Annotated in this window: 20 protein-coding genes and 2 riboswitches; of the genes, 12 read left to right on the top strand and 8 right to left on the bottom strand. The window is 66.7% G+C overall.

Annotated elements, in window-relative coordinates:
* Positions 1-4: 4 nt before the first annotated feature.
* The 5 genes from pstB to ASG20_RS09655 form a co-directional block, all read right to left on the bottom strand.
* Positions 5-784 (bottom strand): phosphate ABC transporter ATP-binding protein PstB, encoded by a 780-nt coding sequence (pstB, locus tag ASG20_RS09675; RefSeq protein ID WP_056051462.1) that lies wholly within the window; start codon positions 782-784, stop codon positions 5-7.
* The gene (gene pstA / locus ASG20_RS09670; RefSeq protein WP_056051460.1) at positions 784-2,082 is read right to left on the bottom strand and encodes a phosphate ABC transporter permease PstA; all 1,299 of its coding nucleotides are present in this window, start codon (positions 2,080-2,082) and stop codon (positions 784-786) included. Before pstA ends, pstB begins: the two co-directional genes overlap by 1 nt.
* The gene (gene pstC, locus ASG20_RS09665) at positions 2,075-3,451 is read right to left on the bottom strand and encodes a phosphate ABC transporter permease subunit PstC (RefSeq protein WP_056051458.1); all 1,377 of its coding nucleotides are present in this window, start codon (positions 3,449-3,451) and stop codon (positions 2,075-2,077) included. The genes pstA and pstC overlap by 8 nt, the downstream gene beginning before the upstream one ends.
* A gap of 274 nt (positions 3,452-3,725) precedes the next feature.
* The gene (locus ASG20_RS09660; protein WP_056051455.1) at positions 3,726-4,784 is read right to left on the bottom strand and encodes a substrate-binding domain-containing protein; all 1,059 of its coding nucleotides are present in this window, start codon (positions 4,782-4,784) and stop codon (positions 3,726-3,728) included.
* A gap of 46 nt (positions 4,785-4,830) precedes the next feature.
* Positions 4,831-6,057 (bottom strand): ATP-binding protein, encoded by a 1,227-nt coding sequence (locus ASG20_RS09655; protein WP_056052966.1) that lies wholly within the window; start codon positions 6,055-6,057, stop codon positions 4,831-4,833.
* Between the two features lie 152 nt (positions 6,058-6,209).
* Here ASG20_RS09655 and ASG20_RS09650 point away from each other — a divergent pair, with 152 nt between their 5' ends.
* From ASG20_RS09650 to ASG20_RS09635, 4 genes are read left to right on the top strand one after another with little or no spacing between them, the layout of a single operon-like run.
* Entirely contained in the window at positions 6,210-6,605 is a 396-nt protein-coding gene (locus ASG20_RS09650) for a hypothetical protein (RefSeq protein WP_183129021.1), read from the top strand.
* Positions 6,606-6,609: 4 nt separating this feature from the next.
* The gene (locus tag ASG20_RS09645; protein WP_056051452.1) at positions 6,610-6,885 is read left to right on the top strand and encodes an HPr-rel-A system PqqD family peptide chaperone; all 276 of its coding nucleotides are present in this window, start codon (positions 6,610-6,612) and stop codon (positions 6,883-6,885) included.
* On the top strand, positions 6,882-7,742 hold the full coding sequence (locus ASG20_RS09640; protein WP_056051449.1) for an HprK-related kinase A: 861 nt from the start codon (positions 6,882-6,884) through the stop codon (positions 7,740-7,742). The genes ASG20_RS09645 and ASG20_RS09640 overlap by 4 nt, the downstream gene beginning before the upstream one ends.
* Positions 7,743-7,753: 11 nt before the next feature.
* Positions 7,754-8,716: a nucleotidyltransferase domain-containing protein gene (locus ASG20_RS09635; protein ID WP_056052962.1), complete on the top strand. Its 963-nt coding sequence runs from the start codon at positions 7,754-7,756 to the stop codon at positions 8,714-8,716.
* A gap of 10 nt (positions 8,717-8,726) precedes the next feature.
* Here ASG20_RS09635 and ASG20_RS09630 read toward each other — a convergent pair whose 3' ends face one another.
* Both ASG20_RS09630 and ASG20_RS09625 read right to left on the bottom strand, forming a co-directional pair.
* Positions 8,727-9,086, bottom strand: coding sequence for a hypothetical protein (locus ASG20_RS09630; RefSeq protein WP_056051447.1), 360 nt, complete (start codon positions 9,084-9,086; stop codon positions 8,727-8,729).
* Positions 9,083-9,766 carry an HAD family hydrolase gene (locus tag ASG20_RS09625; protein ID WP_056051444.1) on the bottom strand — a complete coding sequence of 228 codons (684 nt, stop codon included), beginning with the start codon at positions 9,764-9,766 and terminating at the stop codon, positions 9,083-9,085. The genes ASG20_RS09630 and ASG20_RS09625 overlap by 4 nt, the downstream gene beginning before the upstream one ends.
* Before the next feature lie 65 nt (positions 9,767-9,831).
* Between ASG20_RS09625 and glmU the strand changes: the two genes are divergently transcribed.
* The 7 genes from glmU to ASG20_RS09590 all read left to right on the top strand — a co-directional run bounded on the left by glmU (position 9,832) and on the right by ASG20_RS09590 (position 19,001).
* Positions 9,832-11,223 carry a bifunctional UDP-N-acetylglucosamine diphosphorylase/glucosamine-1-phosphate N-acetyltransferase GlmU gene (glmU, locus tag ASG20_RS09620; protein WP_056052959.1) on the top strand — a complete coding sequence of 464 codons (1,392 nt, stop codon included), beginning with the start codon at positions 9,832-9,834 and terminating at the stop codon, positions 11,221-11,223.
* A 40-nt stretch (positions 11,224-11,263) separates the two neighbouring features.
* Positions 11,264-13,087 (top strand): glutamine--fructose-6-phosphate transaminase (isomerizing), encoded by a 1,824-nt coding sequence (gene glmS / locus ASG20_RS09615; protein ID WP_056051442.1) that lies wholly within the window; start codon positions 11,264-11,266, stop codon positions 13,085-13,087.
* Positions 13,088-13,324: 237 nt separating this feature from the next.
* Positions 13,325-13,428, top strand: a riboswitch (glycine riboswitch).
* Between the two features lies 1 nt (position 13,429).
* Positions 13,430-13,535, top strand: a riboswitch (glycine riboswitch).
* A gap of 47 nt (positions 13,536-13,582) precedes the next feature.
* A complete protein-coding gene (gene gcvT, locus ASG20_RS09610; RefSeq protein WP_082470875.1) occupies positions 13,583-14,830 on the top strand; it encodes a glycine cleavage system aminomethyltransferase GcvT in 1,248 nt (415 codons plus the stop codon).
* A gap of 1 nt (position 14,831) precedes the next feature.
* On the top strand, positions 14,832-15,203 hold the full coding sequence (gcvH, locus tag ASG20_RS09605; protein WP_056051441.1) for a glycine cleavage system protein GcvH: 372 nt from the start codon (positions 14,832-14,834) through the stop codon (positions 15,201-15,203).
* A 131-nt stretch (positions 15,204-15,334) separates the two neighbouring features.
* Positions 15,335-16,693, top strand: coding sequence for an aminomethyl-transferring glycine dehydrogenase subunit GcvPA (gcvPA, locus tag ASG20_RS09600; protein ID WP_056052953.1), 1,359 nt, complete (start codon positions 15,335-15,337; stop codon positions 16,691-16,693).
* A complete protein-coding gene (gene gcvPB, locus ASG20_RS09595; RefSeq protein WP_056051439.1) occupies positions 16,690-18,351 on the top strand; it encodes an aminomethyl-transferring glycine dehydrogenase subunit GcvPB in 1,662 nt (553 codons plus the stop codon). The genes gcvPA and gcvPB overlap by 4 nt, the downstream gene beginning before the upstream one ends.
* A gap of 149 nt (positions 18,352-18,500) precedes the next feature.
* A complete protein-coding gene (locus ASG20_RS09590; protein ID WP_056051437.1) occupies positions 18,501-19,001 on the top strand; it encodes a CcdC protein domain-containing protein in 501 nt (166 codons plus the stop codon).
* A 113-nt stretch (positions 19,002-19,114) separates the two neighbouring features.
* Here the strand turns inward: ASG20_RS09590 and ASG20_RS09585 are convergent, their stop codons facing one another.
* Positions 19,115-20,011, bottom strand: a complete 897-nt coding sequence (locus ASG20_RS09585; protein ID WP_056051435.1) for a DMT family transporter — start codon at positions 20,009-20,011, stop codon at positions 19,115-19,117.
* A 402-nt stretch (positions 20,012-20,413) separates the two neighbouring features.
* On the opposite strand from ASG20_RS09585, the gene cas5 reads away from it, so the two are divergent.
* Positions 20,414-20,998 carry a CRISPR-associated protein Cas5 gene (cas5, locus tag ASG20_RS09580; protein ID WP_082470874.1) on the top strand — a complete coding sequence of 195 codons (585 nt, stop codon included), beginning with the start codon at positions 20,414-20,416 and terminating at the stop codon, positions 20,996-20,998.
* Positions 20,999-21,045 lie beyond the last annotated feature (47 nt).

Raw genomic sequence — 21,045 nt, 5'->3', positions numbered from 1 at the left:
CGACTCAGCCGTAACGGCCGGTGATGTAATCCTTGGTCCGCTCTTCGCGGGGATTGGTGAAGATGTCCGAGGTGTTGCCGTATTCGACCAGCGTGCCGAGGTGGAAGAACGCGGTCTTCTGGCTGACGCGCGCCGCCTGCTGCATGTTGTGCGTGACGATCACCATCGCATAGCGCCCGCGCAGTTCGTGGATCAGCTCCTCGATCTTCGCGGTCGCGATCGGATCGAGTGCCGAACAGGGTTCGTCCATCAGGATGACCTCGGGATCGACCGCGATCGCGCGCGCGATGCACAGGCGCTGCTGCTGGCCGCCCGACAAGGCGGTGCCGCTGTCCGAGAGGCGATCCTTGACCTCGTCCCACAGGCCCGCACGGCGCAGCGACTTCTCGACGATCCGGTCGAGGTCAGCCTTCGCGCCCGCCAGCCCGTGAATGCGCGGGCCATAGGCGACGTTCTCGTAGATAGATTTCGGGAACGGGTTGGGCTTCTGGAACACCATGCCGACGCGCGCGCGGAGCTGCACCACGTCCATGTCGGGCGAATATATATCCTGGCCGTCGAGCTTGATCTCGCCGGTCACGCGCGCGCTCGCGACGGTATCGTTCATGCGGTTGAGCGTGCGCAGAAAGGTCGACTTGCCACAGCCCGACGGACCGATGAACGCGACGACCTCGTCCTGGTCGACGTCGATCGAGACGTCGTTGATCGCGATCTTGCTGCCATAGGCGACGGAGACGTTGCGCGCCGTCATCTTGAGGACGGGAGGCTTGAAAGGTTTTGGCATCACCAGCGGGTCTCGAATCGGTTGCGGAGGTAGATCGCGACGCCGTTCATCGCGAGCAGGAACACGAGCAGGACGATGATCGCCGCGGAGGTCTTCTCGACGAAGCCGCGGCTGACCTGATCGGACCAGAGGAAGATCTGGACGGGCAGCACGGTTGCGGGATCGCTTAGCCCGGAAGGCGGGGCTGCAATGAACGCGCGCATGCCGATCATCAGCAACGGCGCGGTCTCGCCTAGCGCGCGTGCCATGCCGATGATCGTGCCGGTGAGGATACCGGGCAGCGCGAGCGGCAGGACGTGGTGGAAGACGACCTGCACCGGCGACGCGCCGATGCCGAGCGCGGCGTCGCGGATCGACGGCGGCACGGCCTTGATCGCGTTGCGCCCGGCGATGACGATCACTGGCATCGTCATCAGCGCGAGCGTCAGGCCGCCGACGATCGGCGCTGAGCGCGGCATGCCGAACGTGCCGAGGAACACGGCCAAGCCGAGCAAACCGAAGATGATCGAGGGCACTGCCGCGAGGTTGTTGATCGACACTTCGATCAGGTCGGTCCAGCGGTTCTTCGGCGCATATTCCTCGAGATACAGCGCCGACAGCACGCCGATCGGGAACGCCAGCAACAGCGTGACGATCATCGTCAGTAGCGACCCCTTGAACGCCCCCCAGATGCCGACTCGGGTGGCATCGGTGGAGTCCGCCGAGGTGAGGAAGCCGGCGTTGAACCCTCGGGTCAGCGCGCCGCTCGCCTTCAGCCGCGCGACGACCGCTTCTGCATCACGCGTGCCGTTGCCCTTGGCGGCGACGTCAATCGGGCTGGAGACGGGGACCTCGAACACGGTCTTGCGCTGGAGCAGCGACGGGTCGGCCTTGATCGCATCGCGGACCACCACCCAGGCGCCGTCGGAGAGAAGGTCGGTGCCGTCCTTGCCGAACGCCTTCGTGGCGGCGAGGTCGACGGTGCCTTCCAGCCCTGCGCCGGCTAGCGCGAGATCGGCGCCGCGACCGACGAGGCGGGCGGGCTCGATCGGCAGTTTGGCGGCGGCGAGATCGATCGGGAGCGACACGCGCGTCTCGACGAACCCGCTCGCGCCCTGCATCACCATCGTGATCAGCAGATAGGCGAGGAACGCCGCCGACAGCCACACCGCGGCGAGCCCGGCGAAGCGGAAGCGGCGCTCGGATGCATAGCGACGGCGGATTCGCGACTGCATCGCCTGCGTCGTCCAGTCGGTCGGCACGCGGCGGACCGGCTCAGCATTGGTAACCGGAATCTGGGGCACGAGCGTGTCACTCATAGGCTTCGCGGTACCGTTTGACGACGCGCAGCGCGACGATGTTGAGAAGGAGCGTGACCACGAACAGCGTCAGCCCTAGCGCGAACGCGGCGAGCGTCTTGGGGCTGTCGAACTCGGCCTCGCCGGTCAGCAGGTCGACGATCTGCTTGGTGACGGTGGTGGTGCTGGCGAACGGGTTGAGCGTCAGCGTCGCAACACCGCTGGCGGCCATCACGACGATCATCGTCTCGCCGATCGCGCGCGACACGGCGAGCAGCACGCCGCCGACGACGCCGGGTAGGGCGGCCGGGAGCAGCACGCGGCGGATCGTCTCGGACGAGGTCGCGCCCATCGCGAGGCTGCCATCGCGCATCGACGACGGGACCGCGGCGATGGAGTCATCCGCCATCGACGACACGAACGGGATGATCATGATGCCCATCACGAGGCCGGCAGCGAGGGCGCTTTCCGACGACGCCCAGCTGATCCCGACCGACACGGCAAGGTCACGCACCGCAGGCGCGACGGTCAGCGCGGCGAAATAGCCATAGACGACGGTCGGCACGCCCGCGAGCACCTCGAGGATCGGCTTCATCCACTTGCGCGTGTTCGGCGCGGCGTATTGCGTCAGGTAGATCGCGCTCATCAGTCCGAACGGGATCGCGACGATCATCGCGATCACCGCGCCGATGAAGAACGTCCCCCAGAACAACGGCACCGCGCCGAGCGACGCGCCCGGATCGCGGCCGTCGATGACCTGCGGGCTCCAGTGCGTGCCGAACAGGAAATCGGTGATCGGCACCACGGAAAAGAACCGCGCGGATTCGTACAGCAGCGACGCGACGATGCCGACCGTGGTCAGGATCGCGATCAACGACGCGCCGAGCAGCATCAGCATCACGACCCGCTCGACCTGCGTCCGCGCGCCGAACCCGGGCTTCACGCGCGTAAAGGCGAACGCGCCGCCGGCAAAGGCGAGCAGCAGCGCGGCGGCGGTCGCGATCCAGTCGTAGCGCGATTGCGCCGCGGCGTAGGAGGGGGCGAGCGTGCGGGCGAGGCCGTGGAACGCACCGAAGCTGCGGCCCTCGGCGAGGCTGCGCGCTTCGGACAGGATCGATGCGCGGTCGAAGCCTGGCGGGGGGAGTTGGATCGCTGCCGGGGTCGCAAGCACCGCATCGGTGACGAGCGCCGGCGCGGTCATCGACCAGACGACGAGGAAGACGAGCGGGGGGATCGCGGTCCACAACGCGACGTACCAGCCGTGGTGCGACGGCAGCGAACTGAACCGCACGGTGCTGCCGGCGCGGAAGCGGGTGGCGCGGACTCGTGCGGTGAGCCAGCCGATGAGGCCTAGCCCTAGGACGAGGAAGAGGAGGGCGATGGGGGACATCAGGCGTGTCCTCCCAGAGCAACCACCCCGGCGGAGGCCGGGGCCCAATTGGGGAGGTCGCAGTAACGACGGGCTGTGCTCACCAACGCAACGGCGCCCAACTGGGCCCCGGCCTTCGCCGGGGTAGTTGTCCTATGATGTGGGGCGAGCGCCACTACCATTCGGTTCCCCCGCGGACGCGGGGGCCCGGCTAAGTTCCGATGGCACGCTTGGCTCCTGGGCCCCCGCGTTCGCGAGGGAACTAGGAGGGGCGTGCGGTTGGACGAAACAAACATCACGACAACACCGCCGGATCCAGCACGGTCTCGTTCGCGATGATCGCCGCCGATCGAGCCTGGATCGCCGCCGGCGAAGCAATCAACCCCCGCTTCACCAACGGCCCCGTCACAACCCAGTTGGCCGCATACAGCTTCAACAAGTTCCGCAGTCCCGGAATCGCGGTCAGATGCGCCTTCTTCACATAGATATAGAGCGGCCGAGACCCCGGATACGCATTGTCCGCGATCGTCGCGTAAGTCGGCGCGACGCCCGAGATCGACACCCCGTTCACGTCGTCCTTGTTCTCTTCGAGATAGCTGTACCCGAACACGCCGATCGCATTCGGGTTCGACTGCAATTTCTGGACGATCAGATTGTCGTTCTCGCCCGCATCGACATACACGCCGTCCTCGCGCACCCGCGTGCACAGCGCCTTGTGCGCCTCGGCATCCGACTTCGCGAGCGCCTTGGCCGAAGGATCGCTCGCCTCGCACCCCTTGGTCAGGATCAGCTCGGCCAGCGCATCGCGCGTGCCACTCGTCGCCGGTGGCCCGTAAACCTGGATCGGCACCGCGGGCAGCGCAGGATTGACGTCGCGCCACACCCGAGCGGTATTCACTTTGCCCCCCGGATTGGCGGCGAGCGCCTTGTAGAGATCGGTTGGCGTCAGTTGCATCTTCGGGCCGTTCTTCGCCTCGGCAAAGGCGATGCCGTCGATCCCGACCTGGATCTCGATCACGTCGCGCACGCCGTTTTTCGCGCACGTCGCGTATTCGCTCGCCTTCATCCGCCGCGACGCGTCCTCGATATCGGGATGCGCCGCGCCGACGCCTGCGCAGAACAGCTTCATCCCCGCCCCGGTCCCGGTCGATTCGATCACCGGCGCCTTCGCATCGGGATCGTTGGCAACGAGCTGCTCGGCGATCATCGTCGTGAACGGATAGACGGTGGAGGACCCGACAGCGGTGATCTGGTCACGCGAGCCCGCACCGCCGCCGTTCGCCTGATCGACGCACGCGGCCAGAGCACCCAACACCCCAAGTAGAACGAACCGCTGCACCAGAATTCCCGTCATGCACCGGCCTTAGCGGTACTTAAGACGATCCTGTGTGACAGTTGGGTTACCCTTTTATGACAGCGCCTTTGGCCGCGCCGCCACTCGGGGGCAGGATGACCGAAACGACCGTCCCGACACCGACCTGACTGGCGATATCGAGCCGCCCGCGATGGCGCTCGACGATGTGCTTGACGATTGCCAGACCTAGCCCCGTGCCGCCCAGCGACCGGCTGCGCCCAGCGTCCGCGCGATAAAAGCGCTCGGTCAGCCGCGGGATATGTACGGCCGCGATCCCGTCGCCTTCGTCGCGGATCGACAGGCGGATCATGCTCAGATCGTCGCGCTTCAGATCGATCGAGACCGGCGTTCCCGCACGGCCGTATTTCATCGCATTTCCGATCAGATTGTGGAGCATCTGCGACAATTGCGCCTTGTCGCCCGACACCGGCGCGAGACGGGGATCGATCGTCGCGACGAGATCAAGCCCGCGATCCCCAGCGGCGTCGGCCACTTCCGCACAGACGTCGGTGACCAATTGCGCGAGGTTGACCGCCTGATCGGGCAGGCGGAACTTCTCCGCCTCGATCCGGCTCAGCGAGATCAGATCCTCGACCAGTCGCTGCATCCGCCGCGCCTCGTCGTCCATCACCTTCAGGAACCGCGCGCGAACCTCGGCATCCTCGCCGGCTTCGTCACGGAGCGTCTCGATAAAGCCCAGGATCGACGCCAAGGGCGTGCGCAGTTCGTGGCTCGCATTGGCGACGAAATCGATCCGCATCCGTTCCGCGGCGTAGTTGCCGGTCTGGTCGACGAGGTGGACGATTCGCTGGCCGTCCGACGCCTCGCCCAATCGCATTTCCCAACGCTGATCGCGCGTCCCGAGCCCGACCAGCTCGATCGGCCGCTCACCGTCGATCGGCCCGGGAGTGCCGAGTCGCTCGGCGGCGGCGGGGTGGCGGATCGCGACGCGCGCATCCTCGCCGAGAATGTGCGCGCCCAGTAGCGTCCGCGCCGCGCTGTTGGCCAGCGTGACCCGCCCGTCCTGGACCAGCATCACCGGCGCGACGATCGCGTCGAGTACTTCGTCCATCACCGAGGGCACGGCGGACAGGGTGTCGTCCGGGGCGGGCGTCTCGTCGCCGGTCCCGGCGGCCACCAGCGCGGCGGCGACGCCGCCGACCACCGCGACGATCGCACCCTGGATGTCGCGCGTGATAACGAACACCGCGATCGACGCGACGATGACGACGACGATCGCCCAGAAGGTACGCAGGCCAAATCCGGAAAGCATGGTGATCTCCAAGGCGCGCGGACGGGGCGCGCACCCGTCCTAGTTCGGTACGATCGGTGCGGCTATATTGTCAGCGCTTCAGGATTGTGAAAGGGCTTGGGAATAACAGGGGCATCATGAGCGACGATACGCGACCAGAGCAGGATCCGGCCATGATCCCGGAGCACCGCGAGGACGGCGTGCCGACGCGTCGGCGCGTCCTGGCGCTCGGCGCGGTGACGGCGGGTGCGGTCGTGTCGATCCGGCCCGCGCTCGCGCAGACCGCGGGTTCGGTACTGAATTGCGAGATCCCGGTGCCCGATCCGGGCCGCGCCGGCAGCTATATCGATGCGAACGGCAGGGTCGTTCCGGCGCGCACCAAGGGCGCGTTTCCGTCGTCGTCGCGCCCGTTCAAGGGCGAAGAGGTCAAGCGATCGATGGCGACCGGCAGGAGCCTGCCCGGGACCGATTCCGAGCGTAGCCGTGCGTACGTGAATTATATCCGCCGGTTGCAGCGCGGCCAGGGCGGCTTTACCTGCTTCGCGTCGTTGCAGATGCCGCGCGCCTGAGACCGTGGACGACGCGGTCTATCGAGCGCCGCCGATCGACGGATTGCTGATCGCGCCGCTCGACGAGTTCACCGCGGTCTATCATCGCGCGTCGGGGATCACGCATCTGCTGACCGAACCCGCGCCGCAGATCCTGGCCGTGCTGGGTGAGGGCGGACTATCGCTCGATGCGCTGCTCGATCGGCTAGGGCAGGACTATGACCTGACCGAAGGGACGCGCGAGGCGCTGGCGGCGCGGCTCGACGAACTGGTCGAAGCCGGACTGGTCGAGGCGGCGTGAGGCACGCGTTTGCCGTGCGCATCGGCCCGATCGGGTTCCGCATCGGTTCCGACTGGCGGTCTCCGATCGCGCAACTCGAGACGCTGTACCGCGACTACCCCAGACCGAACGACGGCGTACCGGACTTCACCGTGCGCCTTTTTGCACGCCGACCCTGGCGGCGGCTCATCCGCCCCTCGGTCGAGATCGGCGGCGACTACATGCTGCCCGAAGCGGCGCCGTTGCCATTGCGGCAGGGTCTGCTCGCGGCCGAGATGGCGATGAACCTGCAGATGGCGCTCGGCGCGCGGCGGTATCTGCTGCTCCACGCATCGGCGGTCGAGCGCGACGGGCGCGCGCTGTTGATGACGGGGATTTCGGGGGCGGGGAAGTCGACGCTGGCAACGCTGCTTGCGGCGAAGGGCTGGCGGTTCATGGGCGACGAGTTCGCGCTGCTCGATCCGGCGACCGGGCTGGTCCACGCGTTTCCGCGTCTCATAAGCCTGAAGAACGAAGCGATCGCCGCGGCCGAGGCGGCATGGCCCGACGCGCGGATGGGGCCGCTGATGCCGGCGACGCCAAAGGGCGACATCCGCCATATGGTTCCGGATGCAGGCGCGATCGCGGCGATGGATGTTCCAGCGCGCCCGGCGTTGCTGGTATTCCCTCGCTACGGGTTCGAGGCGGAGACGCGACCGGTGCCGCCGGCCGAGGCGTTCGTGCGGATGACGCAGGCATCGACCAATTATGTTGCACTGGGCGAGGCCGGGTTCCGTGCGCTGACCGGCCTGATCGCGGGGGTTCCCTCAGTAGCGGTCGACTATCCCGACGGGGCGAGCGCGATCGAGCAGGTCGAGGCGCTGTGGGCCGCACTGTGACCAATGCCCGCATGCTCGCGCGCGCGCTCGCCGATCCGGCCAGCGTCGTCGGGCTCGATGCGGATGGCTGGGCCGCATTGCTGGCGATCGCGCGCGCGGAGCAGTTGATCGGGACGCTGGCCATCCGCCTCGACGGCCTGCCGATGCCGGGCGCGGTGAAGACGATCCTGGCGGATGCGCGCGCCTCCACCGAGCAGGGCCGCCGCGTCGCGCTCTGGGAGGGGGAGATGGCGCGGCGGGCGCTCGCCGCGGTCGACTGCCCGGTCGTGCTGTTAAAGGGAACCGCGTTCGTCGCGGCGGGACTGTCCGCGGGGCAGGGGCGGTCGATCGGCGATCTCGATATCCTGGTGCCGCGCGCGTCGCTCGATACGGTCGAGGCGGCGTTGCTCGCGGCGGGCTGGGAATGGGTGAAGCCCGATCCGTATGACGACGTCTATTATCGGCGCTGGATGCACGAACTCCCGCCGCTGATCCACCGCGAGCGCGACCGGATGATCGACGTGCACCACACGATCCTGCCGCTCACCGCGCGGGTCACGCCAGATGCGCCGGCGCTGATCGCGGGCAGCGTGGCGCTGGAGAACGGGCTGCGCACGCTGTCGCCGAACGGGATGATCGTCCATGCCGCGGCGCATCTGCTCGCGGACGGCGATCTGGCGGGCGGCTTGCGCAACCTGTGGGACATCCGGTGTCTCGTCGAAGAGTTCGGGACCGATGGACTCGATGCGGATGCGCGTCGGCACGGCCTGGAAGAACAGGTGGCGCGGTCGCTACGGCTGGTCGATGCGCTGTTCGGCGCCGGCAACGCGCGCGGTATCGATCGCCTCTACGTCCGTCGGCTTACCGCTCGCGACGGCTGGGGCAGGCCGACGCGACCGGTCACGCGGCTCGCCTTCTACATCCGCTCGCACTGGTTGCGGATGCCGCCGGCAATGCTCGCACGGCATCTCTGGACCAAGTTCCGCAAGGGTTAGGGCGCCAGACCTACGGTAACCGCGCGCCACGCTGGCGCCGCACCGACCAGACGATCAGCAACACGACCGTGATCGCCAGCGTATCCGCGATCCAGTCGTGGATGTCGCAATCGCGGTGCAGCGACGGAATCGACTGCAGCACCTCGATCAGCGCGCCCAGAAATGAGAATCGCTCGCCGATCCGCGACAGCTTGGCGGTCGGATACGCGAACGCCGCCAGCAACGACATCGTCGCGAACGCGAGCATGTGCTCGAACTTGTCGCCGAACTGGTCGATCGGCATGTGCGGCGGCTTGGGCAGCAACGCCATCGTCACCGCGAATACGATCGCCAAAACCAGCGCGATGCGGAGAAACAGCGGCCGGTTCATGCGCCGAGCCTTTCGAGCGTCGGCAGCAGCTCGGCATAGCCGTCGATCACCGCGTCGGCGCCGAGGTCCGCGACCGGCTGCATCAGGAAGCCGAAGCTGCACGCGATCGTCGGCAGCCCCGCCGCCTGTCCCGCCTGGATATCGAAGATCGAATCGCCGACGAACGCGGCGCGTCCTCCGCCGCCCCCGCTGTCCCGACAAAGTCGGACCATTTCAAGGATGGGCATCGGCGATGGCTTCGACTCGGCGAGCGTATCGCCGCCGAGGATGCACGCGAACCGATCGGTCAGGCCGAGCTGGTCGAGCACGGTCCGCGCGAAGCGCTCGATCTTGTTGGTGACGATCCCCAGCGTCACGCCGTTCGCCGCCAGCGCATCGAGCGCCTCGATGACACCCGGGTACGGCTTGGTCAGCACGCAGATGTTCGCCTCGTAATAGGCGAGCAGCTTGGCATGCAGCGTGTCGAGCATCGCCTCGTCATAGCCACCGGTCGCGGTCAGGCCCTGTTTCAGCATATGCCGCGCGCCGCCGCCGATCATCGGCTTGACCTGCTCGACACTCAATGCCGGGCGACCGGCCGTAATCAGCGCGTGGTTGACCGCGGCGGCCAGGTCGCCGCTGGTATCGAGAAGCGTACCGTCGAGGTCGAACCCGACGATATCGAAAGAAAAATACGTCATTGCAGCTACGCCTGCCAGCGGCGCTATGGAATTGGCAAGGCTTTCGTGGCAGCGATCCTTCCATGATGACGCATTCCAACGACCAACCGTTTTCGGCGCCTTCCCCCGCACACCCGATTGCGGTCGTTATTCTTGCCGCTGGCAAGGGCACGCGGATGAGATCGGACCTGCACAAGGTCCTCCACCCGATCGCCGGGCGGCCGATGCTGTTGCATCTGGTCGCAAGCGCGGCCGCGCTGCAGCCGGCACAGACCGTCGTGGTGACCGGCGCAGGGCGCGAGCAGGTCGAGGCGGCGGTCGCACCGCTCGGTATTTCTACTGCACTTCAGGCGGAGCAGCTCGGCACAGGCCATGCGGTCGCACAGGCTCGCGACGCACTGGCGGGATTCGAGGGCGACGTCCTGATCCTCTACGGCGACGTTCCGCTCGTTACCGCGGCGACGATGCAGCGGATGATCGGCCGGTTGCACGGCGACGACACGCCCGCCGTCATCGTGCTCGGCTTTCGCCCCGCGGATCCCGGCGCCTATGGTCGCGTGATCGCCGATGCCGCGGGCCGGATGGACCGGATCGTCGAGTATAAGGATGCGTCGGAGACGGAGCGCGCGGTGACGCTGTGCAACTCCGGGCTGATGGCGGTGCGCTCGGCCGACCTGTTCGCGTTGCTCGACCGGCTCGGCAACGACAATGCCGCAGGCGAATATTACCTCACCGATATCGTCGGGCTGGCAGGTGCCGCCGGCCGCTCGTCCGCTGTCATCGAGACTGGCGCGGACGAAGTCGCCGGCGTCAACAGCCGCGGTGAACTCGCCGGTGTCGAGGGCGCCTGGCAGGCGACGCGGCGCGCTCAAGCGATGGCGGACGGCGCGACGTTGATCGCGCCCGACACCGTCTGGTTCTCACACGACACTCAGATCGGCCGCGACGTCGTGATCGAGCCTAACGTCGTGTTCGGCCCCGGCGCACGGATCGAAGACGGCGCGACGATCCATGCGTTCAGCCACATCGAGGGCGCCTCGGTCGGCAAGGGCGCCAACGTAGGGCCTTTCGCGCGCCTCCGCCCCGGCGCGGACTTGAAGGCGGACGCCAAGGTCGGCAATTTCGTCGAGATCAAGAAGGCGATCATCGGCGAGGGCGCGAAGGTCAGCCACCTCACCTATATCGGCGATGCGGACATCGGTGCAGGCGCGAACATCGGCGCGGGCACGATCACCTGCAATTACGACGGCTATTTCAAGTATCGCACGGTCGTCGGCGAAGGCGCGTTCATCGGCTCGAATTCCGCGCTGGTCGCGCCGGTCACGATCGGCGCAGGCGCGATCGTCGCGGCCGGGTCGGTGGTGACGCAGGACGTGGAGGCCGATGCGCTGGCGCTGGTCCGCCCGCCGCAGACCTCGAAGCAAGGCTGGGCAGCGCGCTTTCGCGAGAAGATGATCGCACGCAAGGCTGCTCGATGAAGTTCGCAAGCGAAATCCTGTTTCCCCGGAGTATGATCTGATGTGCGGCATCGTTGGAATTTTGAGCGGCGAAGACGTCGCGGGTCGGTTGCTCGACGGCCTGAAACGGCTCGAATATCGGGGCTATGATTCGGCGGGCATCGCCACCGACAACGACGGCGCGATCGAGCGGCGGCGGGCGTCGGGCAAGCTCATCAATTTAGCCAATGAACTCGCCGCGCATCCGCTGCCCGGCAAGACCGGCATCGCGCACACGCGCTGGGCAACGCATGGCGGCCCGACCACCAACAACGCACATCCGCACGCGACCGGCGAGGTCGCTGTCGTCCACAACGGTATCATCGAGAACTTCAAGCCGCTCCGCGACGAACTGATCGCGCGCGGCCGGACGTTCACCAGCGAAACCGACACCGAAGTCGTCGCGCATCTGATCAGCGAGAAGGTCGAGGCGGGCATGGACCCGGTATCGGCCGTCCGCGAGATCCTGCCGCGCCTCCACGGCGCGTTCGCGCTCGCGATCCTGTTCCGCCAGCATCCCGACCTGCTGATCGGCGCGCGCCTCGGGTCGCCTTTGGTCGTCGGTCACGGCGATGGCGAGATGTATCTCGGCTCGGACGCGCTGGCGCTCGCGCCGCTGACGCAGCGGATCGCGTATCTCGACGAGGGCGACTGGGTCGTGCTGACGCGCGACGGCGCACAGGTCTACGACCGCGACAACGCGCCCGTCGAGCGCGCGATCACGCTCTCGGGGATCACCGGCGAGGTGATCTCGAAGGGTAACCACAAGCATTACATGCTGAAGGAGATCTACGAGCAGCCGATCGTCGTCGCGCAGACGCTCCGCTCGTACCTCAAGCGGATGGAAGGCGAGGTCTCGCTGCCGATCCCCGAGTTCGACCTGTCCACGATCAAGCGCGTGACGATCGTCGCGTGCGGGACGAGCTTCTACGCCGGCATGGTCGCCAAATACTGGTTCGAGCAGTTCGCGCGCGTCCCCGTCGACCTCGATGTCGCGTCGGAGTTCCGCTACCGCGCGCCGGTGATGGAAGACGGCGGCCTCGCGCTCTTCATCTCGCAGTCGGGCGAGACCGCCGACACGCTCGCGGCACTGCGCCACGCGAAGGCCGAGGGCCAGAAGATCGCGGTCGTCGTCAATGTGCCGACCAGCTCGATGGCGCGCGAGGCGGACCTGTTGCTGCCGACGCATGCCGGCCCCGAGATCGGCGTAGCCTCGACGAAGGCGTTCACCTGCCAGCTCGCGGTGCTTGCCGCACTCGCCGCCAACCTGGCGCGCGCGAAGGGTTTGCTGACGAGGGACCAGGAACGCGAGATCGTCCGCCACCTCGCCGAGGCGCCCGCTGCGCTCAACGGCGCGCTCGCGTATGACGAGGCGATCGAGGCGATGGCGCACAACATCGCCGGCGCGCGCGACGTGCTGTATCTCGGCCGCGGCACGGATTACCCGCTGGCGCTCGAAGGCGCGCTCAAGCTGAAGGAGATCAGCTACATCCACGCCGAGGGCTATGCCGCGGGCGAGATGAAGCACGGCCCGATCGCGCTGATCGACGAGCACGTCCCGGTCATCGTCATCGCACCGTCGGGACCGCTGTTCGACAAGACCGTCAGCAACATGCAGGAAGTCATGGCACGCGGCGGCAAGGTCGTGCTGATCTCGGATTACGACGGCATCCAGGCGGCCGGCGAAGGCTGCATGGCGACGATCACGATGCCCAAGGTCCACCCGCTGATCGCGCCTTTGGTGTACGCGGTACCGGTCCAGTTGCTCGCGTATCATGTGGCGGTACTGAAGGGCACGGATGTCGACCAGCCGCGGAATCTGGCGAAGTCGGTGACGGTCGAATAACGCGCCCGTACCCCACCCAATACACCACCCCGGCGAAGGCCGGGGCCCAATTTGGGGACGGAGGTAACTGAGGCGCGCTCCTCCGTTACAGCGACCTTTCCAATTGGGCCCCGGCCTTCGCCGGGGTGGTGCTAATGGCGGGGTATCCACCGATTTCTTCCCGTACTCCCAAACCCTCGATTGACTAAGATTGTGCGCCGCGTCACAACTCGCGGCGTCGATGTCGGGCAACCGGCATGGCACCGCGCGGGAGAGCGTTTCCGGTCCTTTCAGGGCTGATGGAACCGCCGAAGGAGCAACCACCCCGGAATCTCTCAGGCACCAGAGACCGCGCGGGGCTGATCGACACTCTGGAAAGCGTCCTGACGTGAGTCGAGGGCCACCGAAGGGGTAAGCGCTGGACATATCCCGCGCGAAAGCTCTCAGGTCCCGTGACAGAGGGGGTTCGGATCGTTGCACCCATTGGTGCCGCGCGCCCCTTCGACGGAGACGACCATGAGCGACCCAGAACTGCGCGATTACGCCAGCATCATCGACCAGGCCGACGACTACGTCGAGCCCGAGATCCTGCCCCTGCCGCTCGACGCATGGCACCGCGCACAAGGCGCGCGGATGGTCGAGTTCGCCGGCTACGAGATGCCGATCCAGTATGAAGGCATCATGGCCGAGCACGCCTGGACGCGCGATTCGGCCGGCCTGTTCGACGTCAGCCACATGGGCCAGCTCATCTTCTCCGGCGAAGGCGTCGCACACGCGCTCGAAACCGTCCTGCCGGGCGACATCGCCGGGCTTGGCGAGGGCAAGATGCGCTATTCGCTGCTGCTCGCACAGGACGGCGGCATCCTCGACGACCTGATGGCCACGCGCCTCCCCGACGACCAGCCGTCGCCCTTCTCGACGCAGGACGTCGAGCCCGAGGCGTACGACCCGCTCCACCCGTCGCCGACCGCGAGCGGCAGCTTCTACGTCGTCGTCAACGGGGCGACCAAGTATGACGACATCAGCTACCTGATCGAGCATCTGCCCGACGACGTCACGATCAACATCCTCGAAGACCAGGCGCTGCTCGCGGTGCAGGGCCCCAAGGCGGTCGAGGCGGTCGCGCGGATCGTCCCCGGTGTCGACGCGCTCGTGTTCATGACCGCCGGCGCGTTCCACTGGAACGACGTCCCGCTCTGGATCAGCCGCTCGGGCTACACCGGCGAGGACGGCGTCGAGATCTCGCTCCCCGCGGAGCACGCGGTCGCGTTCGCCGACGCATTGCTCGCGCTCCCCGAGATCAAGCCGATCGGCCTCGGCGCGCGCGACTCGCTCCGCCTCGAAGCCGGCCTGCCGCTCTACGGCCACGACCTCGATCCCGAGATCACGCCGGTCATGGCCGACCTCGGTTTCGCGCTGTCGAAGCGTCGCCGCGAGGCCGCCGACTTCCCCGGCGCCGATCGTATCCTCACCCAGCGCGAGCACGGCCCCGCCACCAAGCGCGTCGGCCTGATCGTCGAGGGGCGCCAACCCGCGCGCGAAGGCGCGGAGGTGATCGACGACACCGGCGCGACGATCGGCCGCCTGACCAGCGGTGGCTTCGCACCCACTCTCGGGAAGCCGATCGCGATGGCCTATGTGCCGCTCGCGCTGTCAATGCCCGGCACCCGCATCGAGATCGCGCAACGCGGCAAGGTCCACACCGCCACCGTCACAGCGATGCCCTTCATTCCCCACCGCTACGTCCGCGCAGGAGCCAAGTGATATGAGCCGTTACTTCACGCAGGATCATGAATGGGTCGACGTCGACGGTGATGTCGGCACCGTCGGCATTTCCGAATACGCGCAGAGCCAGCTCGGCGACGTCGTGTTCGTCGACGTTCCCGAAGCCGGCAAGACCCTGTCGAAGGGCGGCGAAGCTGCGGTCGTCGAGTCGGTCAAGGCCGCGTCCGACGTGTACTCCCCGGTCTCGGGCACCGTCACCGAGGGCAACGCTGCTTTGACCGACGACTCCAGCCTGGTGAACTCGGATGCCGAAGCGGCGGGCTGGTTCTTCAAGCTGACGCTCAGCGACCCGAGCGAACTCGACAGCCTGATGGACGAAGCCGCCTACGCAGCCTTCGTCGAAGGGCTGTAAGTCCTAGAACCCCCTCCCGCTAGCGGGAGGGGCAGGGGGTGGGCACGCGCTCTCCTCCAGCGTTTCGCCCGTTTGATGCCGGGCGCCCACCCCCGACCCCTCCCGCATGCGGGAGGGGGGAGTCGATGCCGATGCGCTACCTTCCCCTGACCCAGCCCGACCGTGCGGAAATGCTCGCCGTCATCGGCGCCTCGACCATCGACGACCTCTTCGTCGACGTCCCCGAAGCTGCCCGCCTCGACGGCCCGGTTCGCGACCTGCCGATGCACGCCTCCGAAATGGCGGTCGAACGCCACATGTCCGCGCTCGGCAAGAAGAACCTCACCGCCGGCGAAGCGCCGTTCTTCCTCGGCTGCGGCGCGTACAAGCATCACGTCCCCGCGTCGGTCGACCACCTGATCCAGCGTGGCGAGTTCCTCACCGCGTACACGCCGTACCAGCCCGAGATCGCGCAGGGCACGCTGCAGATGCTGTTCGAGTTCCAGACGCAGGTCGCACGGCTGCTCGGCACCGACGTCGCCAACGCCTCGATGTACGACGGCTCGACCGCGTGCTGGGAAGCGATCGTGATGGCGCGTCGCATCACCAAGCGTGGGCGTGCGATCCTGTCGTCGGGCCTCCACCCGCATTACGTCTCGGTCGCGAACACGATGGCCAAGTTCACCGGCGACGTGCTCGACACGACCGCACCCGAACTGGTCGCCGACATGGACCTCGACCAGCTGATCGCGAAGATCGACGACGATACGTCGTGCGTCGTCGTCCAATACCCCGACATCCTCGGCCGCATCGCCGACCTGCGCCCGCTCGCCGACGCCTGCCACGCCAAGAAGGCGCTGCTGATCGCCGTCGTCACCGAGCCGGTCGCCTTGGGCGCGATCACCTCGCCGGGCGAGATGGATGCGGACATCGTCGTCGGCGAAGGCCAGTCGCTCGGCGTCGGCCTGCAGTTCGGCGGACCTTATGTCGGCCTGTTCGGCTGCAAGGACAAATACGTCCGCCAGATGCCAGGCCGTCTCTGCGGCGAGACCGTCGACGCCGACGGCCGCCGCGGGTTCGTCCTCACGCTGTCGACCCGCGAGCAGCATATCCGCCGCGAGAAGGCGACGTCGAACATCTGCACCAACTCCGGCCTGTGCGCGCTGGCGTTCTCGATCCACATGACGCTGCTCGGTGAAGCCGGCCTGCGCCAGTTGGCCGAGATCAACCACGCGGGGGCGGTCGCGGCCGCCGAGCGCCTCTCGCAGATCCCCGGTGTCGAACTCGTCAACGACAGCTTCTTCAACGAGTTCACGTTGAAGTTGCCCGTCGAAGCCCGCCCCGTCGTCCGCACGCTAGCCGATCGCGGCATCCTCGCCGGCGTATCGCTGGGGCGTCTTTACCCCGGCCAGGACGCCCTCGCGAACGGCCTCGTCGTCGCCGTGACGGAAACGACCACCGCGGAGGACGTCGAAACGCTTGCGTCCGCACTCCAGGAGATACTGGCATGAGCATCAACCAGAGCGGCTGGCGCCCGACCTCGCCCGAGCAGAACACGGGTAACGTCCCTGCATCGGTAACCGGCAACAAGGCCCTGATGCTCGAAGAAGCGCTGATCTTCGAGATCGGCGACACGCATACCACCGGCGTAGATTTCGCTGCTCCCTCTCCCCTCCGGGGAGAGGGCCGGGGTGAGGGGCAGCCCAGCAATGCTGCGCCTAGAACAGCCCCTCACCCAACCCTCTCCCCGGAGGGGAGAGGGCTATCGCGCCTCGGCAACCTGTCGCGCAAGGCGCCGATCGGCCTCCCCGGTCTCTCCGAACCCGAAACCGTCCGCCACTACACGCGCCTCTCCCGCCAGAACTACGGCATCGACCTCGGCTTCTTCCCGCTCGGCTCGTGCACCATGAAGCACAACCCGCGCCTCAACGAGAAGATGGCGCGGCTGCCCGGCTTCTCCGACGTCCACCCGCTCCAGCCGGTCGACACGGTGCAGGGCGCGCTCGAAGTCATCCACCAGCTCGCGCACTGGCTCGTCACGCTCACCGGCATGACCTCGGTCGCGATGAGCCCCAAGGCGGGCGCGCACGGCGAACTCTGCGGCATCTTGGCGATCCGCGCCGCGTTGGAAGCCAAGGGCGAAGGTGCGCGGAAGATCATCCTCGTTCCCGAGAGCGCACACGGCACCAACCCCGCCACCGCAGCGTTCGCCGGCTATAGCGTCGAGGACATCCCCGCCACCGCCGAAGGCCGCGTCGACACCGCCGCGCTCAAGGCCCGGCTCGGCCCCGACGTCGCCGGCGTGATGATCACCAACCCCAACACGTGCGGCCTGTTCGAGCGCGACATGCGCGAGATCTCCGACGCGGTGCATGCGGCGGGCGGCTTCGTCTATTGCGACGGCGCGAACTTCAACGCGATCGTCGGCCGCGTCCGCCCCGGCGATCTCGGCATCGACGCGATGCACATCAACCTGCACAAGACCTTCTCGACGCCCCACGGCGGCGGCGGTCCAGGTTCGGGCCCGGTCGTGTTCTCGGAGGCTTTGACCCCCTACGCACCGCTCCCGTTCGTCGAGAACCAGGACGGCCAGTTCGTCCTCGTCGAAGAGGAAACCGCAGGTGAACATCACGCCGGCAGCTTCGGCCGCATGGTCGCGTTCCACGGCCAGATGGGCATGTTCACGCGCGCACTGACCTACATCCTCAGCCACGGTGCGGACGGTCTGCGCCAGGTGTCGGAGGATGCGGTGCTCAACGCGAACTACATCCTGCGCAGCCTCGACGACACGCTCGACGCACCGTTCGGCCCGTCGGGTCCGTGCATGCACGAGGCGCTGTTCTCGGACTCCGGCCTCGCCGCCGGCTTCTCGACGATCGACATCGCGAAGGGCCTGATCGACGAGGGCTTCCACCCAATGACGATGTACTTCCCGCTCGTCGTTCACGGCGCGATGCTGGTCGAGCCGACCGAGACCGAGTCGAAGGCGGCACTCGACCAGTTCATCGCCGCGCTCCGCTCGGTCGCCGAACGCGCGAAAGCCGGCGATCCCAGCCTCAAGACCGCCCCGCATTTCGCCCCCCGCGCGCGCCTTGACGAGACGCTCGCGGCACGGAAGCCGGTGCTTGTCTGGAAGGACCCCGCCCCGCTGGCGCAAGCCGCGGAGTAAACCTCGCGGTTCTCCTGCGAACGCAGGAGCCCAGGGTTACGAACGCTGCGTGCCGTAACCCTGGATTCCTGCATACGCAGGAAAACGGATTGCCCAGAACACCGCAACCGATCTAGCCTCCGCCCCAACAGGGGTGGGGGCCAGGATCGATGCAGGCGCACGAAGCACAAGGCTGGATCAGCTACGCGATCACTGCGGTCGTCATCGGCATAGTCTTCGCGGTCCGCTGGCGCCGCATGAGTATCGTAAAGCCGCTCAAGCTCGAACGCCTCTGGGTCTTCCCCGCGCTCTACGCCGCCGTCGCGCTGTACATGTTCGTGATGTACCCGCCGCACGGCTTCGCCTGGTTGTTCTGCGCACTGGCCCTGCTCATGGGCGCAGCGCTCGGCTGGCAGCGCGGCAAGCTCATGCGGATCACGATCGATCCCGACAGCCACGCGCTCAACACGACGTCCTCCCCGGCAGCGGTCCTGTTCATCGTCGCGATCGTCGCAGTCCGCACCGGCGCGCGCGCCGTCATCGGCGACGGCCACGTCCTCCACCTCGACGCCTTCGCCATCACCGACCTGCTGGTCGCGCTCGCGCTAGGCCTGTTCACCACCCAACGCATCGAAATGTACCTCCGCGCCAAGCGGATGCTCGAACACTAACCCGAACCGTCATCCCCGCGAAGGCGGGGACCCATACTGGCAAGCGTCAGTAATGCAGACGATAGGTCCGCCAGTCTGGGTTCCCGCCTCCGCGGGAATGACAGAGAGTGGCCTCAAGCGATCGCCTGCTCAGTCTCTTCCCGCCGCCGCACATGCTCGCGCCAGACGATATACAACCCACTCGCTACGATAACCGGCGCCCCGACCCAGGTCGCCTCCGCCGGCAGCGTGTCGAACACCAGCCACCCCAGCAGCGTCGCCCACAACAGGCTCGAATAATCCATCGGCACCACCACCGACACCGGCCCGAGCCGCAACGACGTCGTCATTGCGATCTGCGCCAGCCCGCCGAAGATCCCGACGCTCGCCAGACACACGCACGCGACCAGATCATGCGACTGCGCCGCCCGCCCGTAAAACACGGACAACGGGATCAGCGACAGTGCCGAGAACCAGAATACCGTCGTCAGCGCGGTCTCGGTCTTGCCAATCTGCCGCAACAGGATCGACACGCTCGCGGTCCCGAACGCCCCCGCCAGCGCACACCCCGCACCCCATAACGGAAAGTGATCGCCGCTTCCGGGCTGTGCAACGATTAACACGCCCGCAAAGCCGGTCGCGACCGCCGCCCAGCGATGCCACCCGGTCGGCTCGCGCAACACCAGCGCCCCCAGGATCGTCGCGAACACCGGCACGGTGAACCCGATCGTCGTCGCCTCCGCCAGCGGCAACGCGACGATCCCATTGAAAGTAAATGCCATCGCTGAAAGCCCCACGATCGCCCGCACGACATGCGCAGGCAACCGCTTGGTCTTGACCGAAGGCAGACCAGGCCCCGCCACGATCACCGCCGACACAAGCAAACACGCGCCGAACTGCCGGAAGAACAGGATTTCCGACACACTGGCGCCGTGCCGCTCGGCCAGCTTGATCGCGGTATTCATCAACGCGAAGATCACGACCGACAGCAACCGCATGCCGATGGCGGGAAGGATGCGGTCGGTGGGCATGGGGCCTCCTAACCGAGCATCCCGCTCACGTCATTCCGCTTTCAACCCTCAAAGTGTTTGGCAACGGCAGACATGCCTGTTCGCAGGATCGGCAATGGTTGCCTCGCTAGCACTAGCTTGGCTCGGCCGGGCTGGCTCACTGGAGTGCGCCCCTCGACGTTCGATTGCGAACGTGATCGCAGTCCAGATAGAGCCTTTCAAAACGCATGTAGCCGTTAGTTTGGTAGTCATGAGGCTAGCCCTCCTACAATCGCCGGCAAATGCCAGCGGCTCGTAAAGGATAGAGCGGGAGACGGCAGGATGCTGGAAAACAGCCGCCAATTCGGCTGAACTTTGCCTTGCCCCGGAAACAGATAATACCGAAAACATAAGACGAACAAAAACGACACGAGGCGAGAATCTGTGGCATTCAGATTGTTGATCCGCGGCGACCGCGCGTGTTTCCGGCGTCCGGAGTTCGGCGCCGATCTCGTGAGTTACGACGCGATGCCGCCGGTCGCGGCCCGCAATATCTTTCAGGCTATCCATGGGCCGCCGTCGATCCGCTGGGCGATCGAGCAAATCACGATTTTGCATCCGATCCGGAGTCAGTGGGCGAAAGTCGACCACCGAGGGGCGGGGACTCGTCGCGCGAACATTCTGCTCGATGTCGGCTATCTCGTCACGGGACGCTTCGATCTGACGGCGGTCGCAGATACTACCGATACGGCGGCGGGGCATGCCGGACTATTTCGACGCCGAGTCATGCAGGGGCGGTACCGTCATCCACCCTTTCTCGGACTGACCGAATTTCCAGCTGCGATCACGTTGCTGGACAAGGATGATATGCCCCCTGTCAGCCACTACGCGTCGGAGTCGATCGACCTTGGCTGGATGATCTACGATACGCGCAACGGGCTAGATCATGGGGCACGGTTCTTCAGGGCGTCGGCTGTCGGAGGTACGATGACGATACCCCCAATAGATTCGAGCGACTTCGCAAGCTGATCTGACGAGACCGGCGCTGTAGACGGGGTGACGAAACCACCCACACC

The organism is Sphingomonas sp. Leaf198 (genome assembly GCF_001424005.1).
Taxonomy (GTDB): domain Bacteria; phylum Pseudomonadota; class Alphaproteobacteria; order Sphingomonadales; family Sphingomonadaceae; genus Sphingomonas.
The sequence above is the reverse complement of the archived record's forward strand: the minus strand, read 5'-3'. Positions and strand labels throughout refer to the sequence as shown.

Coding starts and splice junctions, on each gene's coding strand:
- pstB (WP_056051462.1), bottom strand. CDS start 784: ATGCCAAAACCTTTCAAGCCTCCCGTCCTCAAGATGACGGCGCGCAAC.
- pstA (WP_056051460.1), bottom strand. CDS start 2,082: ATGAGTGACACGCTCGTGCCCCAGATTCCGGTTACCAATGCTGAGCCG.
- pstC (WP_056051458.1), bottom strand. CDS start 3,451: ATGTCCCCCATCGCCCTCCTCTTCCTCGTCCTAGGGCTAGGCCTCATC.
- ASG20_RS09660 (WP_056051455.1), bottom strand. CDS start 4,784: ATGACGGGAATTCTGGTGCAGCGGTTCGTTCTACTTGGGGTGTTGGGT.
- ASG20_RS09655 (WP_056052966.1), bottom strand. CDS start 6,057: ATGCTTTCCGGATTTGGCCTGCGTACCTTCTGGGCGATCGTCGTCGTC.
- ASG20_RS09650 (WP_183129021.1), top strand. CDS start 6,210: ATGATCCCGGAGCACCGCGAGGACGGCGTGCCGACGCGTCGGCGCGTC.
- ASG20_RS09635 (WP_056052962.1), top strand. CDS start 7,754: ATGCTCGCGCGCGCGCTCGCCGATCCGGCCAGCGTCGTCGGGCTCGAT.
- ASG20_RS09630 (WP_056051447.1), bottom strand. CDS start 9,086: ATGAACCGGCCGCTGTTTCTCCGCATCGCGCTGGTTTTGGCGATCGTA.
- ASG20_RS09625 (WP_056051444.1), bottom strand. CDS start 9,766: ATGACGTATTTTTCTTTCGATATCGTCGGGTTCGACCTCGACGGTACG.
- glmU (WP_056052959.1), top strand. CDS start 9,832: ATGACGCATTCCAACGACCAACCGTTTTCGGCGCCTTCCCCCGCACAC.
- glmS (WP_056051442.1), top strand. CDS start 11,264: ATGTGCGGCATCGTTGGAATTTTGAGCGGCGAAGACGTCGCGGGTCGG.
- gcvT (WP_082470875.1), top strand. CDS start 13,583: ATGAGCGACCCAGAACTGCGCGATTACGCCAGCATCATCGACCAGGCC.
- gcvH (WP_056051441.1), top strand. CDS start 14,832: ATGAGCCGTTACTTCACGCAGGATCATGAATGGGTCGACGTCGACGGT.
- gcvPA (WP_056052953.1), top strand. CDS start 15,335: ATGCGCTACCTTCCCCTGACCCAGCCCGACCGTGCGGAAATGCTCGCC.
- gcvPB (WP_056051439.1), top strand. CDS start 16,690: ATGAGCATCAACCAGAGCGGCTGGCGCCCGACCTCGCCCGAGCAGAAC.
- ASG20_RS09590 (WP_056051437.1), top strand. CDS start 18,501: ATGCAGGCGCACGAAGCACAAGGCTGGATCAGCTACGCGATCACTGCG.
- ASG20_RS09585 (WP_056051435.1), bottom strand. CDS start 20,011: ATGCCCACCGACCGCATCCTTCCCGCCATCGGCATGCGGTTGCTGTCG.